Here is a 14509-nt window from a genome sequence, read left to right as displayed (position 1 = left end):
TTATTGTGCGACCATATTGGTCATAAAAGCCAGGAGCACCTTAAATCCCTTTTGGTTTCTCGCAATTCCATTTCCAATGGACCCGGATAATCGGTTTTCACCGGCATCCGTCCCTAAACACCCACACCCAAAAATGCGGACACCTGTTGCAAATAGCATTTAAGCCTATGCACCGGCAGTTTTTTTCTGCAGCATCTCTTTTAACTTAACCAGTCTTTCCTTGGGACTCATGCCCTGATAAGGATCCTGGAGTAGCTGGCGTCCGCTTTCCAGTCCCATTTCACTAATAAAACGAGAGGGCTCACGAATCAGGTCTTCACGTGCCCGACGACGTTTTTTACACCAGGTCAGGGTCAAGTGGAACTGTGCCCGTGTAATGCCCACATACATGAGCCTGCGTTCTTCCTGGATACGCACATCCAGCGCCTCGGCATCTTTGTTGGCATCGCCATATTCATCATCCTTGCCCATATGGGGCAACAGGCCCTCTTCCACGCCCACCATGTGCACATAAGGATACTCCAGCCCCTTGGAAGCGTGAATGGTGGTTAGCTTGACGGCATCCGGCTCTTCTTCTTCCTCGCTGCGTTCCAGCATGGTAATAAGGGCAATATGCTGCACCAGCTGCATCAGGTCAAGGCCATCTTCCTTTGACTTGCGCTTGAGCCAGTCCACCAGTTCCAGCACGTTCAGCCAACGGTTTTCCGCCGCGCGTTCTTCCTGGGTTTCATACAGGTAGTGTTCATAATTCATGTATTTGAGAATATCATCCAGCAACACATCGGCCGAAGCGGGTTGCACGGCCTGGACCGGGTCTGCCTTGCCTTTGCTGGCGCGCCACTGGATGGTCTGGATGAATTTGGCAAAGACACGCAAGGGTTCAAGCTGCCGGCTGGCAATTTTATGATCCAGCTCCTCATCAAACACCGCCTCAAAAAGCGAGCATTTCTTTTCTGCCGCATGCTCACCCAATGCAGTCAGGGTAGCTTGCCCAACCCCACGCCGGGGCGTGGTAACCGCCCGAATAAAGGCCGGATCATCCTCCTCATTGGCAATCAGACGCAAATAAGACAGCACATCACGCACCTCGGCCTTGTCAAAAAAACTTTGTCCGCCCGAAATGGTATAGGGAATACGCAACTGCCTGAATGTCTGCTCGATAATTCGCGCCTGATGATTGCCCCGGTAAAGAACGGCATAATCCTTCCACTGGGCATTACGCTCAAAGCGCGAGGCCGATATACGCATACCCACCGATTCGGCCTCGGCCTCTTCATTATCCATGGAAATGACCTGAATCGGTTCTCCCCTGCCCAAATTGGACCAGAGTTTTTTACCAAACAGGTTGGGATTTTTTGAAATCACCTGATTAGCCGCATTCAGCACCGTTTCCACCGAGCGATAGTTTTGTTCCAGCTTGATCAACTTCAGATTCTTATAGTCTTTGGTCAGTTTGGCCAGGTTTTCAATCGTTGCACCACGCCAGGCATAAATGGCCTGGTCATCATCACCCACGGCAGTGAACATATTCCGGAAACCGGTTAATTGCTTCACCCACTCATATTGGCAAACATTGGTATCCTGGTACTCATCCACCAGCAAATATTTGATGCGCTTTTGCCAACGCTCACGCACCTCGGCATTTTGCATCATCAATTGGGCCGGCAGGCGAACCAGATCATCAAAATCCACCGACTGATAAGCCTTGAGCGTCGCATCATAACTGCGATACACCAGCGCGGCATCCACCTCGTCGGGAGTTTGAGCCATTCTTTCAGCCATATCAGGGGTAACCAGATCATTTTTCCAGAGCGAGATTTTTTGCTGCACCATGCGAATCCGCCCCTTGTCGGTCGTTGCCAGCATTTCCTGCACAATACCGTAGGTGTCATTGGCATCCAGGATGGAAAACTGCGGCTTCAGACCGGCATGCGAGGCCTCTTCCCGTAAAAAACGGACCCCCAGCGAATGAAAGGTACTGATAATCAGCCCTTTCATGAGTTTTCGGTCAATCAGTGTTTTAATCCTCTCGGCCATTTCCCTGGCTGCTTTGTTGGTAAACGTCAGCGCCACAACACCTTTGGCATCGTAGCCACAAGTATTGATCAGGTAGGCGATTTTTTGCGTGATCACACTTGTTTTGCCACTGCCCGCGCCCGCCAGGACCAGACAGGGCCCGTCCAGGTACAAAACGGCCTCACGCTGGGAGGCATTCAGGCCATCAAGATTTGTTGTACTCATATTTCAAGGGGATCCACTTCGATAAAGTAACGAATACGGTGACGCTTGCCAATTTCCTGCACCAGTGGCAGCCAATGCCCCAGAAACGCCTGCAATACAGGCCGTGATGCCGACTCCACCAACAATTGTGCCCTTTCTACATGCGCCACCCGAACAATCCGCAAGGGGACGGGATCATACATATTGATGACGGCCTGAAAGCCGGCCAATTGTGGCTGCGATGCCAGCAACTGCCTGGCCTCGAGTAAAAATTGCATGGCCTCATTGACGGTTTTGGCTTGGGCGCTAATAAGCACCTGGTAAGAAAAAGGAGGCAGATGAGTGATTTTACGCTCTTCAAGGCTGGCATTGGCAAAAGTATCATAATCATGCTGTATCAGGGCCTGGTAAACCGCCTGTTCGGGATACGCAGTTTGAATCAGTACTTCACCACCCGCCACATGCCTGCCCGCCCTGCCCGATACCTGGGCAAGCTGGGCAAACAGCTTTTCGGGGGCCCTGAAATCGGAAGAAAACAGCATGGCATCGGCATTGAGCACACACACCAGGCCAAGTTTACGAAAATCATGCCCCTTAGCCACCATTTGCGTACCCACCAGGATATCAATTTCACCCGAATGCACCCGGTCAAACAATTGGCGCGCACTGCCCTTCAGACGGGTACTGTCCGCATCAATCCGTTCAACACAGGCTTGTGGAAAAGCCGCCTGCAAGAATTCCTCAACCCGCTGGGTGCCCCTGCCCAGCATTTCCAGATCCTGATTGCCACAATCGGGGCATTTAACCGGCACCCTGCCATAATAGCCGCAATGATGGCATTGCAAGACATTGCCATGCCCGGGCATGCGATGCATCACGGTATACACCGAACAGCGCGGACACTGGCTCATCCAGCCGCATGAGGCGCAATGAATGACGGGCGCATAGCCACGCCGGTTAAGGAATACCAGAGATTGCTCACCCCGCGCCAGCCGTTCCCGGATGGCATGCAAGACCACCGGTGCAAACCCCTGCTCCAGCTTGATCTGTTTGGTGTCCACCAGTTTAATGGCTGGCATATAGGTGGTTTTGGCGCGTTTTGACAGGGTCAGTTTAAGATACCGGCCAAGCCTGGCATGCTGCCAGCTTTCCAGTGAAGGCGTGGCCGACCCCAGCACAACGGGAATATCCAGCTGGTGCGCACGCCATATGGCCAGATCCCGTGCAGAATATCGCAAACCCTCTTGTTGCTTGTAAGAAGCATCATGCTCCTCATCCACAATAATCAGGCCCGCTTCCTGCAAAGGAGCAAAAATGGCCATCCGTGTTCCCAGCACGATTCTGACCTGTCCACGCTGTATGGCAACCCAGGCTTTAAGACGCTCACCCTCAGCCAGCCCGCTATGCAATACCGCGAGCCCTTCCAGGCCTACCACCTGCTGGAAACGGGCCAGCAAGGCCTGTTCAAATTGCGGAGTAAGATTGATTTCAGGCACCAGAAACAGTACCTGTTTACCTTTAGTCAGGGCATCCAGTGCCAAGTGCAGATAGACCTCGGTTTTGCCACTACCGGTCACGCCATGCAGCAGGACGGTTTTAAACCCCTTCAGTGACTGCACGGTATCCACTGCTTGCTGCTGCTCGGGATTAAGCTCATGCATCCGGTCTTCCGGTGGCTCGGGCACCCGGGTTTTTTTCTTTTTACGGTCAAGCCGGGCAACCGGCCCTCCCTTGGACAACTTGCCGGTATAAGAACCGGGCTTTCTAAGTGCGGAAGGCATGGCAGGCAACAAAACCTCACCCACCGGACGATGATAATATGAAGCGGCAAACTGGCCAAAATCCAGCCAATCCTGCCGCAATGGGGGTAAATCATCCAACACCATCAAGATGTCCTTGACCTGCTCTTCGGGATAAGAAGGACTTTCGATGGTGTCCAGCACGATACCTATGAGCTCGCGGCGACCAAAAGGCACCAGCACCCGTTGCCCCTTAATGGCTTCCAGGGATTCAGGCACACGATAATCGAAGGGGCCCGCCAAAGGGACGTCCAAAGCGACACGAATCCATTGATTATGTTTCAAACCCTGCTTCCTGAAGATTGCCTGACAAGTGATGGAGACCGTTTCAACACCGGCAACAGATATTGATAATGAGTGCTGGCGACCTGCCTACAGGCTGTGGATAACTTTGGGGAAAAGTATATTGATAATCTGTTGAAAAGATGAAAATCAGTACAAATTCTTTGAAAGAGCTTGTGGTAAACCAATTTTTCTTTTTAATATCAATAACTTAATATGAATTTCTATATTTTGTTTTAATAAAGGGCAAATATTACCCTTTATTAAAACTGTGCACAACTTCAATTAAACGTGCATTTTCCGGCTATAGGAATGCACTTCATCCACCAGGGCGGCAACCCTTTCAGGATTGGTAAACTGGGAAATGCCATGACCCAGATTAAAAACATGACCACCCTTGCCGACCGGACCGAAATCATCAATCACCCGACGCACTTCCTGACGTACCGATGCTTCAGAACCAAACAGGCTCATCGGGTCAAGATTGCCTTGCAGGGCAACGGCATCGTTAACCCGGGCACGGGCCTTGCCAAGATTGACCGTCCAGTCCAGCCCAATCGCATCGCAACCCGTGGTCACAATATCTTCAAGCCACAAGCCACCGCCTTTGGTAAACACAATCACCGGGATTTTCTGGCCGTTATATTCACGCAAGAGACCATCGCAGACCTGCTTCATGTAGGCCAGCGAAAATTGCTGATACAGGCCATCGGCCAGAGCACCGCCCCAGCTGTCAAAAATCATGACAGCCTGGGCACCCGCCTTGATTTGTTCATTCAGGTACTGGGTCGTCGTTTGGGCGGTAATATCCAGGATTTTGTGCAACAGTGCCGGCTGCGTATACAGCATGGTTTTGATGGTGCGGTAATCGGCAGAACTTTGACCTTCCACCATATAACAGCCAACCGTCCAGGGGCTGCCGGCAAACCCGATGAGCGGCGCACGGCCATTAAGGCTGCTTCTGATTTGGGCTACCGCATCAAACACATAACGCAACTCGTTCATGTCCGGAACCGCCAGCTTGTTGACATCATCTTCCGTACGCAGCGGGCGCGCAAAACGTGGGCCCTCTCCGTGAACGAAATCAAGTCCCAACCCCATTGCATCAGGAATCATCAGGATATCTGAAAACAGAATGGCTGCATCAAGCGGAAAACGATCCAGGGGCTGAATGGTAACCTCTGTTGCAAAATCCGGGTTTTTGGCAAGCCCCAGAAAAGAACCTGCGGTACTTCTGGTTTGTTTGTATTCGGCCAGATAACGGCCTGCCTGCCTCATGAGCCAGACCGGTGTATAAGAAACCGGCTGACGCTGCAAGGCGCGAAGGAAAGTATCGTTTTGTAATGTAGCAGCAACCACAGCAATCCCTTTTAATGATGAATCCAAGATTTTAACTGATTCAGGCACTTACAGGGCGACAGTGACGAACTAGAGCATATCTTTGAATTGTTCTGCCTTGATCCCGTGTTTTTGCATTAATGCCCAAAATGCCCTTCGATGCTTGCTGGAGACTCTGGCCGCCATCGCAATATTGCCACCACACCTGAACAAGGCATGCGTCACATAAGTCTTTTCAAACTGGGCAACCAGCCTGGATTTGGCTTCCTTGTAAGAATGGGCCTGACTGACAAGCTCCCTGCAACAGGCATCGACTTCGAAAACAGGAGTAACAGAGCGGCTGACCCTGGACACCTCACGGGCCTTGTCATGCAAAACAGGCGTTCTTGAGCCGTCAAGCAATTGCTTTTCCTGTTCATGCCGCAAACGCATGAGCAGGCGAACCCTTAGCTCTTCGATGTTATCGGGTGCAAAAACACAGTCAGCCACCCCAAGACACACCAAATCGTACATGGCCACAGGATGTATTTCTTTCGTTAACGCAATCACCGGACGTAACAGGGAGAGCGGCGTTTGCTGAAGCAGCATCCTGGTCCATACCAGAGAATCCTGGGAAACCGGCAGCAAAATCACGTCAAAACGCTGCAGCCTTTGCGACAGGTTGGTTAACACCGAGAGATCCGGATAGGCATCCTGACGTTGAGGGCACGAGGAAAGGCTGTCCGATGGGTAACAGTCTTCCATCAGGCTAACAGGATAGAGATTTAATTTTCGGGTATTTACATTTGCCCTGTCAATAAACGCCTTTATTCTTTCCTCAAAAGAAGGCACGACCAGAACACCACAATCCAGACACTCTCGCATTTTTATCTCCCGTATTACGATTCATGACGGGCCTCATCATAACAATTCATAACACTTGGTAACAATTGCTACTTTCCACAATATCAAGCACCTGCAATTGTGTCTTTTTTGAAAAAAATCCTTAATTTTCAATTAATTATTTGAAAAAACAACAATTTCACTTGCAACAAACTAGGGAAAACCCTATAATGGATATCACTTACTTAACACTCAATTCAAGAGAGATAACACATGCAAACCGCAATGAATTCCAACATTACCCTTAGCGACAACCTTGAGCGCGAACTTATTTCACAGGCAATCAGCGAAGAACGCCCCGTTAATCTGGTGAAAATGTTTAAAGCTGTTATTGCTTCAATTGCTACCGCTGTCAGCTCATTCGTTGAAATGTTTAAAGATACCGAAAAAGCAATTGACCAGGCTGATCGTAAAGATCACAGCACAGGTGGTTTCAGCTGGTAATTGAACCCAGCACCAAAAGCACTGGCTGCTTTTGTTGAACCCCCACGTCTTACCCCCCACAAGAGGGGAAATGTCCTGGATTGAGAAGTAATAAAAAAAGCTAATGGAATTTTATCTATTAGCTTTTTTCATGTCTTGAAAAGACCGGCTGTAGATAGCTTGCCTGCCTGAAAAACACGAATGATATCAGGCAAACAAGCGACTGACGACAGAATTAATCTACGCTAATGCCACCTTTGCGGATAACGTCACCCCAGCTTTTGGTTTCGGCTGAAATAAACGCACCAAATTGTTCTGGTGTATTTTTTTCAGTAACCGCACCCAAACCATCCAGCTGTTCAACCACTTCTGGCTTGGACAGGATTTTTTCAATGGTAACGTTTAGCTTGTCCACAATTTCCTTGGGTGTACCGGCAGGTGCAACAATTCCAAACCAGGAGTCAACCGTGAAATTGGGGTAACCCAATTCCTGAAGGGTAGGTACATCAGGGAAAGCGGGAGAGCGATTTGCGGAAGTAATAGCAAATGGCTTCAGCGAACCGGCTTTGATATGCGGAGCGGAAGAAGGCATGTTGTCGAACATGACATGAACCTGACCGCCCAAAAGAGCAGTCATGGCTGGACCACTACCACCATAGGGAATGTGCAGCATCTCGATACCTGCCTGCTGCTTGAACAGCTCACCAGACAAGTGCATTGAAGTGCCTGAGCCGGAAGAACCGTAAATCACGTCTTCAGGCTTGGCCTTTGCATGATCGACCAACTCTTTCACCGAATTATAGGGCATGTTTTTGTTGGCAACCAGCACGTTGGGAACCTTGGCGACCAAGGCAACCGGTGCAAAATCTTTTTCTACATTAAACTTGATATTGTTATACAGTGTTTGGTTAATGGTGGTGGTAATTGCCATCATTAGCAATGTATAGCCGTCGGGCTTGGCGCGGGCAACCAGGTCAGTGGCAATATTGCTGCCAGCACCGGCTTTGTTTTCCACAACAAAAGATTCACCCAACTCATCACTTAGGCCTTTAGCCACGATACGGGCCAGTACGTCGGTGGTACCGCCAGGACTAAAGCCCACAACAATTTTTGCCGCATGCTCAGGATATTTGGTTTCTGCTTTGGCAGGAGATGTCATGGCCATAAAGCCAAGTCCGAGACTCATGGCCAGCGCAGCGACGCGAAATAGAGAACGCCCTTTCATATAGAATTTCCTTTAATATAATGTTTCGGCAGCCAGAATGTTTTCTTAAGTAGAAACTAACTTCCTATTTTGGCTACGTTTATTACAAACCCTACTATTATAGAATACTCATGGAAAACAATATCAAAACTCGCAGTGGTGGACAAATTCTTGTAGATCAACTTATGGCACAAGGCGTGGAGCACGTTTTTTGTGTACCCGGTGAAAGCTATCTTGCCGTACTTGATGCACTGCATGATACTGATATTCAAATTACCGTATGCCGCCAGGAGGGAGGTGCCGCCATGATGGCCGATGCCTATGGCAAATTAACCGGCCGTCCTGGCATTTGCATGGTTACCCGCGGCCCGGGCGTCAGCAACGCATTTGCCGGCATTCATATTGCCAGGCAGGACTCTACCCCTTTAATCGTTTTTGTTGGCCAAATTGAAACCGGCATGCGTGAACGTGAAGCTTTCCAGGAAGTGGATTACCGCGCCGTTTTCGGCACTCAAACCAAATGGACCACCGAAATTGATGATGCAAGCCGAATACCGGAGCTGATTTCCCGGGCGTTTCATGTGGCGACCTCAGGACGCCCTGGCCCGGTTGTGATTGCCCTGCCCGAAGACATGCTGGTACAACTGCGTGAAGTGGCCGATGCCCCCCGCGTGGAAGCGGTTGAATCAGCCCCTACCCAATCCCAGATGGACACCCTTGAAAACCTGTTGAGTGAAGCCAAAAACCCGCTCGCCATTCTGGGCGGCAGCCGCTGGAGCGAAGATAGCGTGAACGCCTTTGCCCGGTTTGCGGAAAAAAATCAATTGCCCGTTGCCGTCCAGTTCAGGCGCCAAATGCTCTTTCCCGCCAACCACCCCTGCTTTGCCGGTGATATTGGACTGGGTATTAATCCGAAGTTGCTAAAACGTTTTGAACAGGCCGATACCGTGCTATTGGTGGGAGGCCGCATGTCCGAGGTTCCTTCACAAAGTTATACGGCCCTGTCCATCCCGGTTCCCAAGCAAAAACTGGTGCATGTACACCCCGACAGCCAGGAACTGAACCGGGTCTACCAGGCTCAGCTGGCTATTAACGCAACCCCAGCAGAATTCACCCGTGCACTGGGTAAACTAAGCATCAAGCCAGGCACTGGCCGGGAGGACCTGGTCAAGCAGGCCCATAACGATTACCTGAGCTGGAGCGACCCGGCAACCGTGAGCGTGCCAGGCAAACTGCAAATGCCCCATATCATGCAGTACCTGGATAGCCGGCTGACTCCAGATACGATTATGACCAATGGAGCCGGCAATTATGCTACCTGGCTGCACCGTTTCCACCGGTTTACTCAATTCGGTACCCAGCTGGCCCCCACCTCGGGCTCGATGGGTTATGGCCTGCCTGCGGCTGTGGGTGCAAAACGCCTGTTGCCCGACACGCCGGTTGTCTGCTTTGCCGGTGATGGCTGCTTCATGATGCACGGCCAGGAATTTGCCACCGCCGTACAATACGGTCTGAATATCGTTGTGCTGATTTTTGACAATGGCATGTATGGCACCATCCGCATGCACCAGGAAAAGCATTACCCCGGGCGGATCAGTGCCACTCATTTGCAAAATCCCGATTTTGCCGCCTATGCCTTCGCGTTTGGCGGCCACGGAGAAAGAGTGGAAAGCAATGAAGAATTTGGCCCTGCCTTTGAACGGGCAGTGGCAAGCGGAAAACCGGCCATTTTGCATTGTCTGGTTGATCCACAGGCGATCACCCCTTCGGCAACCATTGACCAAATTCGTGCCGCAGCCCTGAAATAAACCTTGTTTTTCCACCCTGCCGGGTATGAATGCCCGGCAGGGCAGCAATCACCAGAAAAACGTAATGGCGCCAAACAAAACCGGGTTTTAAAAATACAAAAAAATAGCGCCCAAAGGGCGCTATTTTCGTACTTCTTTTGTCGCTTAATGGCGATTTTTCATTTGAGTCAGACGACGAGCGGCGCTAACCTGAGCGGCCAACATGGCCAACTCGGCTTCGACCACAGCAATCTCTGCCTTGTCTCGTGCATTACGCAACGCTTCTTCAGCCTGTTCGCGTGCCTTGACCGCTTTCGCTTCATCAAGATCTGCAGCACGAATAGCTGTGTCAGACAATACCGTAACGCCATACGGCTGAACTTCAATGATGCCGCCAGCCACAAATACCAGCTCTTCGCCTCCGTCTTCACGAACAATTTTCACTGTTCCGGGACGGATACGAGAGATCAGTGGTGTGTGGCCTGGAAGAATACCCAGTTCACCCGCTTCACCAGGCAAAGCAACGAATTTGGCCTCACCGGCAAAAATCGATTCTTCCGCACTTACCACATCAACATGTATAGTAGCCATCGCTATTCCTTAATTATAAGGTTTTGGCTTTTTCAAACGCTTCGTCGATTGAACCAACCATATAGAACGCCTGTTCGGGCAACGCATCGCATTCACCTTCCACGATCATTTTAAAACCACGGATGGTTTCTGACAATGGAACATATTTACCAGGAGAACCGGTAAACACTTCAGCAACGTGGAAAGGCTGGGACAGGAAGCGCTGAATTTTACGGGCACGTGCAACGGCCTGTTTATCTTCAGGAGACAACTCGTCCATACCCAGAATCGCGATAATATCACGCAACTCTTTATAACGCTGCAGGGTTTGCTGAACAGCACGGGCCACTTCGTAATGCTCGGTACCAACAACTTGTGGGTCCAGCTGACGACTGGTGGAATCCAGTGGGTCAACCGCAGGGTAAATACCCAGTGAAGCGATGTCACGAGACAACACAACGGTAGAGTCCAAGTGCTGGAAGGTCGTTGCAGGAGAAGGGTCGGTCAAGTCATCGGCAGGAACGTAAACGGCCTGGATAGATGTAATGGAACCTGTTTTGGTAGAGGTAATACGCTCTTGCAAAACACCCATTTCCTCAGCCAGTGTAGGCTGATAACCCACCGCTGAAGGCATACGTCCCAGCAGCGCGGATACTTCGGTACCGGCCAGCGTGTAACGGTAGATGTTATCAACGAAGAACAGGATATCACGGCCTTCGTCACGGAATTTCTCAGCCATTGTCAGGCCGGTCAAGGCAACGCGCAAACGGTTTCCTGGGGGTTCGTTCATCTGACCGAACACCATGGCAACCTTGTCAAGAACGTTGGACTCTTCCATTTCGTGGTAGAAGTCATTACCTTCACGAGTACGCTCACCCACACCGGCAAAAACAGACAAACCAGAGTGCTGTTTAGCGATGTTGTTAATGAGTTCCATCATGTTAACGGTTTTACCCACACCGGCACCACCGAACAGACCCACTTTACCGCCTTTTGCAAACGGACAAACCAGATCAATAACTTTAATACCGGTTTCCAGCAGTTCAACGGATGGAGACAATTCGTCGAATTTTGGAGCGGCCTGGTGAATAGCACGTTTTTCTTCGTGCTCGATTGGACCAGCCTCATCGATTGGACGACCCAATACGTCCATAATGCGGCCCAGTGTACCTTGACCAACTGGTACGGAAATAGCTGCATTGGTTCTGTTTACTGCCATACCGCGACGAAGACCATCGCTTGAACCCAGAGCAATAGTACGGACAACGCCGTCACCCAGTTGCTGCTGAACTTCAAGGGTAAGCCCTTTTTCAGCGAAACCGCCTGCATCATCTGCTAAAACAAGCGCTTCGTAAATTTTTGGCATGTTGTCGCGTGGGAACTGTATATCCACGACGGCGCCGATGCACTGAACGATGGTACCGTTACTCATGTCGATTCCTTACTTAATAACGATTGAAAGAAACTGACAGCCAGCAAGCCCTTGGCTTAAACGGCTGCAGCTCCCCCCACGATTTCTGAAATTTCTTTAGTAATTGCTGCCTGACGGGTTTTGTTATAAACCAGTTGCAAATCACCAATCACTTTTTTCGCATTATCTGACGCAGCTTTCATAGCCACCATTCGGGCTGACTGCTCAGACGCCATATTTTCTGCTACTGCCTGGTAGACTACGGACTCTACATAGCGATGCAACAGGTCATCAATGACTGACTTTGCATCGGGTTCGAAAATGTAATCCCACTTATATGATGCCTTGGGAAGCTGAGACTCTTCTTCCTGGGAAGTCTGGAAAGGATCAGCAAGACCATCAGGCAACGGCAATAAACGAATAAACGAAGGTTCCTGCTTCATGGTGTTGACGAAAACGTTCGTGGCAACATACAAAGCATCAATCGTGCCATCCATATAAGCATCAAACTGCACTTTCAGTGCACCAATCAGACGCTCGAGACTTGGGGTGTCACCCAACTGCACTTCCTGAGAAACCAGGTTTGTACCGATTCGAGTCAAAAAGCCCAGGCCCTTGTTACCAATCGCAGTAGCCTGAACCTTAATGCCCTGGGCATCAAATTCTTTAAGACGTGACAAGACAAGACGCTGTATGTTGGTATTCAAGCCCCCACACAGACCTTTATCTGTACTTATCACTACAATGCCGACAGCCTTGAGGTCTTTACGCTCTTCCAGATAAGGATGAGAGTACTCAGGATGTGTCTGCATCATGTGCGTAGCAATTTCACGTACTTTGGTAGCATAGGGACGGCCTGCACGCATTCTTTCCTGCGCCTTGCGCATTTTGGAAGCAGCGACCATTTCCATTGCTTTTGTGATCTTGCGAGTGTTTTGCACACTCTTGATCTGAGTACGGATTTCCTTAATTCCAGCCATAAGCCTTCCTGTTAGACGGTTTTGCAAAACAAGGGTGCAGGATCATGATCGTGCACCCTACCAGGTCTTAGTAAGTACCGTTCTTCTTGAATGACAGAACCGCTTCTTTCAAAGTGGCTTCGTCATCTTTAGAAAGCTCTTTGGTTTCTTCGATGCGATCAACCAAAGCAGTATGCTTGTGTTTCAACTCATCTTTCAAACCTTTTTCAAATGACAGAACCTGGCTGACATCGATGTCATCAAGGTAGCCATTATTCACGGCAAACAGAGACACGGCTTGTTCCCATACCTGCAAAGGCTGGTACTGAGGCTGTTTCAACAACTCAACCACGCGTTTACCACGCTCCAGTTGACGGCGAGTGGCTTCGTCAAGGTCAGATGCAAACTGGGCGAAAGCAGCCAATTCACGATACTGGGCCAGGTCGGTACGAATACCGCCAGACAGTTTTTTGACTACTTTGGTCTGGGCTGCACCACCCACGCGAGACACGGAAATACCCGCGTTAATCGCAGGACGGATACCCGCGTTAAACAAGTCTGTTTCCAGGAAGATCTGACCGTCGGTAATGGAAATTACGTTGGTTGGAACGAAAGCGGAAACGTCACCTGCCTGTGTTTCAATGATAGGCAGAGCAGTCAGGGAACCTGTTTTGCCTTTTACTTCGCCTTTTGTGAATTTTTCAACATAGTCGGCATTCACACGGGCCGCACGTTCGAGCAAGCGGGAATGCAGATAGAAAACGTCACCGGGATAGGCTTCACGGCCTGGTGGACGACGCAACAGCAAGGATACCTGACGGTATGCCCATGCCTGTTTGGTCAGGTCATCATAAACGATCAGGGCATCTTCGCCACGATCGCGGAAATATTCACCCATGGTACAACCGGCATAAGGAGCCAGGTACTGCATGGCGGCAGAATCAGAAGCAGCGGCAGCCACAACGATTGTGTATTCCAGTGCGCCGTGCTCTTCGAGCTTGCGAACAACGTTATTGATCGTGGATGCTTTTTGACCAACAGCCACATAAACGCAAGTAACGTTTTTGCCTTTCTGGTTGATGATGGCATCAATAGCAACAGCGGTTTTACCAGTTTGACGGTCACCAATAATCAGCTCACGCTGACCACGACCAACGGGTACCATGGCGTCAATCGCCTTGATACCGGTTTGCAATGGCTGGGAAACAGATTGACGGGCAATAACGCCTGGCGCCACTTTTTCGATAATATCGGTTTCTTTGGCATTGATCGGGCCTTTGCCATCGATGGGCTGACCCAGTGTATTTACAACGCGACCACGCAATTCGGGACCAACGGGCACTTCAAGAATGCGACCGGTTGTTTTAACAGGGTCACCTTCGGACACACCTGTATAATCACCTAAAATAACCGCACCAACTGAATCACGCTCAAGGTTGAGAGCGAGACCAAAAACGTTGTTTGGAAATTCAAGCATTTCGCCTTGCATCACATCGGATAAACCGTGGATACGTGTGATACCGTCGGTTACGGAAACGACCGTACCTTGTGTGCGAACATCAGCAGAAGTACCCAAGCCTTCGATACGGCTCTTAAGCAATTCGCTGATTTCTGACGGATTGAGTTGCATATTC

Annotated in this window: 11 protein-coding genes; 2 read left to right on the top strand and 9 right to left on the bottom strand. The window is 50.1% G+C overall.

Annotated features, from left to right (window positions below; genetic code table 11):
- Window positions 1-165 precede the first annotated feature (165 nt).
- The 4 genes from KU392_RS03515 to KU392_RS03500 form a co-directional block, all read right to left on the bottom strand.
- Window positions 166-2241 carry a UvrD-helicase domain-containing protein gene (locus KU392_RS03515; RefSeq protein WP_217734573.1) on the bottom strand — a complete coding sequence of 692 codons (2076 nt, stop codon included), beginning with the start codon at window positions 2239-2241 and terminating at the stop codon, window positions 166-168.
- A complete protein-coding gene (locus KU392_RS03510) occupies window positions 2238-4304 on the bottom strand; it encodes a primosomal protein N' (protein WP_246587270.1) in 2067 nt (688 codons plus the stop codon). The genes KU392_RS03515 and KU392_RS03510 overlap by 4 nt, the downstream gene beginning before the upstream one ends.
- Window positions 4305-4586: 282 nt before the next feature.
- On the bottom strand, window positions 4587-5660 hold the full coding sequence (hemE, locus tag KU392_RS03505) for a uroporphyrinogen decarboxylase (RefSeq protein ID WP_169293658.1): 1074 nt from the start codon (window positions 5658-5660) through the stop codon (window positions 4587-4589).
- A gap of 69 nt (window positions 5661-5729) precedes the next feature.
- Window positions 5730-6503: a hypothetical protein gene (locus tag KU392_RS03500; RefSeq protein ID WP_217734572.1), complete on the bottom strand. Its 774-nt coding sequence runs from the start codon at window positions 6501-6503 to the stop codon at window positions 5730-5732.
- 243 nt (window positions 6504-6746) lie between these two features.
- Between KU392_RS03500 and KU392_RS03495 the strand changes: the two genes are divergently transcribed.
- Entirely contained in the window at window positions 6747-6965 is a 219-nt protein-coding gene (locus tag KU392_RS03495) for a hypothetical protein (RefSeq protein ID WP_217734571.1), read from the top strand.
- 214 nt (window positions 6966-7179) lie between these two features.
- Here the strand turns inward: KU392_RS03495 and KU392_RS03490 are convergent, their stop codons facing one another.
- Entirely contained in the window at window positions 7180-8169 is a 990-nt protein-coding gene (locus KU392_RS03490; RefSeq protein ID WP_217734570.1) for a Bug family tripartite tricarboxylate transporter substrate binding protein, read from the bottom strand.
- Window positions 8170-8279: 110 nt separating this feature from the next.
- Between KU392_RS03490 and KU392_RS03485 the strand changes: the two genes are divergently transcribed.
- Window positions 8280-9956, top strand: coding sequence for a thiamine pyrophosphate-binding protein (locus KU392_RS03485; protein ID WP_217734569.1), 1677 nt, complete (start codon window positions 8280-8282; stop codon window positions 9954-9956).
- Window positions 9957-10100: 144 nt separating this feature from the next.
- On the opposite strand, the gene KU392_RS03480 is transcribed toward KU392_RS03485, so the two are convergent.
- The 4 genes from KU392_RS03480 to atpA all read right to left on the bottom strand — a co-directional run bounded on the left by KU392_RS03480 (window position 10101) and on the right by atpA (window position 14505).
- Window positions 10101-10526: a F0F1 ATP synthase subunit epsilon gene (locus tag KU392_RS03480; RefSeq protein WP_169293501.1), complete on the bottom strand. Its 426-nt coding sequence runs from the start codon at window positions 10524-10526 to the stop codon at window positions 10101-10103.
- A gap of 13 nt (window positions 10527-10539) precedes the next feature.
- Window positions 10540-11937: a F0F1 ATP synthase subunit beta gene (gene atpD, locus KU392_RS03475; protein ID WP_169293500.1), complete on the bottom strand. Its 1398-nt coding sequence runs from the start codon at window positions 11935-11937 to the stop codon at window positions 10540-10542.
- A 56-nt stretch (window positions 11938-11993) separates the two neighbouring features.
- Window positions 11994-12896, bottom strand: coding sequence for a F0F1 ATP synthase subunit gamma (gene atpG, locus KU392_RS03470; protein WP_169293499.1), 903 nt, complete (start codon window positions 12894-12896; stop codon window positions 11994-11996).
- Window positions 12897-12963: 67 nt separating this feature from the next.
- Window positions 12964-14505: a F0F1 ATP synthase subunit alpha gene (atpA, locus tag KU392_RS03465; protein WP_169293498.1), complete on the bottom strand. Its 1542-nt coding sequence runs from the start codon at window positions 14503-14505 to the stop codon at window positions 12964-12966.
- Between the last annotated feature and the right edge of the window lie 4 nt (window positions 14506-14509).

Source organism: Advenella alkanexedens, assembly GCF_019132845.1.
GTDB lineage: Bacteria > Pseudomonadota > Gammaproteobacteria > Burkholderiales > Burkholderiaceae_B > Advenella > Advenella alkanexedens.
Note: the sequence above shows the minus strand (reverse complement) of the source record. Positions and strands in the feature narration are given on the sequence as shown.

What these genes read in the sequence shown, in the direction of transcription:
- KU392_RS03515 (WP_217734573.1), bottom strand. Translation starts at nt 2,241, where the DNA reads ATGAGTACAACAAATCTTGATGGCCTGAATGCCTCCCAGCGTGAGGCC.
- KU392_RS03500 (WP_217734572.1), bottom strand. Translation starts at nt 6,503, where the DNA reads ATGCGAGAGTGTCTGGATTGTGGTGTTCTGGTCGTGCCTTCTTTTGAG.
- KU392_RS03495 (WP_217734571.1), top strand. Translation starts at nt 6,747, where the DNA reads ATGAATTCCAACATTACCCTTAGCGACAACCTTGAGCGCGAACTTATT.
- KU392_RS03490 (WP_217734570.1), bottom strand. Translation starts at nt 8,169, where the DNA reads ATGAAAGGGCGTTCTCTATTTCGCGTCGCTGCGCTGGCCATGAGTCTC.
- KU392_RS03485 (WP_217734569.1), top strand. Translation starts at nt 8,280, where the DNA reads ATGGAAAACAATATCAAAACTCGCAGTGGTGGACAAATTCTTGTAGAT.
- KU392_RS03480 (WP_169293501.1), bottom strand. Translation starts at nt 10,526, where the DNA reads ATGGCTACTATACATGTTGATGTGGTAAGTGCGGAAGAATCGATTTTT.
- atpD (WP_169293500.1), bottom strand. Translation starts at nt 11,937, where the DNA reads ATGAGTAACGGTACCATCGTTCAGTGCATCGGCGCCGTCGTGGATATA.
- atpG (WP_169293499.1), bottom strand. Translation starts at nt 12,896, where the DNA reads ATGGCTGGAATTAAGGAAATCCGTACTCAGATCAAGAGTGTGCAAAAC.
- atpA (WP_169293498.1), bottom strand. Translation starts at nt 14,505, where the DNA reads ATGCAACTCAATCCGTCAGAAATCAGCGAATTGCTTAAGAGCCGTATC.